The sequence below is a fragment of the Mesorhizobium sp. WSM3862 genome, from assembly GCF_002294985.1.
Taxonomy (GTDB): domain Bacteria; phylum Pseudomonadota; class Alphaproteobacteria; order Rhizobiales; family Rhizobiaceae; genus Mesorhizobium.
Genome location: NZ_NSGE01000026.1, coordinates 1 through 1314, shown reverse-complemented (window position 1 = coordinate 1314; position 1314 = coordinate 1). Strand labels below are relative to the sequence as shown.

The 1314-nt window shown below is 62.9% G+C and carries 1 protein-coding gene; it reads left to right on the top strand.

Going from position 1 to position 1314, the window contains the following annotated elements:
* Positions 1–215: 215 nt before the first annotated feature.
* A partial coding sequence (locus CK224_RS30520) for a Ulp1 family isopeptidase (RefSeq protein ID WP_245426360.1) occupies positions 216–1314 on the top strand: 1099 nt, incomplete at its 3' end.

Here is a 1314-nt window from a genome sequence, read left to right as displayed (position 1 = left end):
AGCTCCCCATGCAGCAGTTGGGTGGATTGCCATTGGAAGGGGTACCCGTTCAAGGGACAGGGTCCGAACACATCGGAAGGCTGCATGCGGAGGCCGCGCGCTCCGCATGGTCTGACCTCCCCGCTGCGATCGAGCACTCTATAAACGTTTCGTTCGCCGTCCCCAAAGGCTTCTCCCATGGGACCCAACGCGTACCAGACGCGATGCTCCCTTTCTTGGGCCGCCACGACCTCTTGCCGGATGCGGAAAAGCCGGAATGGAACTACGAGATTAAAGGCCACGGCTACACCGCCGAAAGCCCGGAAGGGCGCAACGACTTTTGGCTCGTCGATCCGGGTCCGATGGGTGAAGCTACAGCGGCAGCAGTACCGGCAAGGGCTCCAGGGCCCGCCTCGCCAGCGACCGCCAGGCTGTCAGACACCTATCGCGGTGTTCCGTTGGTCGATCTGACCACCTCCTCCGGTGCTCGGATCGGAGCTTTTCCGTCAGGCCCGTCCAACCTCCCCCGGGGGGCGGTGCTCGGCCCCGACCTGCTGGATGACGCCCATATCAGCAGGGATTACCAGTTGCTGGAGCAGAACCTGCAGGCGGCCCACCCAGTGCTAGCCGCCCGAACGCGGCTGGTCGATCCCTTGGTCTCCCAGCAACTGCGCCGTCACGACCGGGACCCGCAACTTACATTGCTGTCCATCTATCATCACAGCGACATCCCAGCCGACTTCGTGTTCCTGCCAGTGAACAGTGGCAATCCTTTGGCTACGGTGGAGAATGAGGGACACAATGAGCATTGGTCGCTGCTGCTCGTTGATCGCCGCGACCCGGAAAGAGCGGTCGCCTATCACTACGACTCCATCCATCAGCGCGATGGACGGGGATACAATGACGCGCCTGCACGAGAGCTCGCAGCAAGACTGCACGCGACCACCGTGGTGACACCCGACATGGCGCAGCAGAACAACGCTGTTGACTGCGGCGTCTTCGTGGTGGACGGAACGCGCGCGCTGGTTCAGAGATTGGCGAACCAAGAGTGGCCGGAACGGCAGCGGCCGCTGCACCTCGACAACCTCGTCGCCGATCGGCAGGCGCTGCAAAACCGACTGAGGCAGGGGCGCTTGCCGCACGAGCTTGCCGCAATCCCCGCGGAAGCTGTTGGAGCAGCCGGGTCGCAGGTTCAACGCGCCGTGTTGCAAGAGCAGCAAGCCCGACAAGTCGCGCCAGCGTTTGAACGGCGCTTGGGCAAGGACGAGCTGACGAGTACACTTGACAGGAGCAACCGCGTGAACAGCGGGGGCGTCATCATCAACACTGAACATT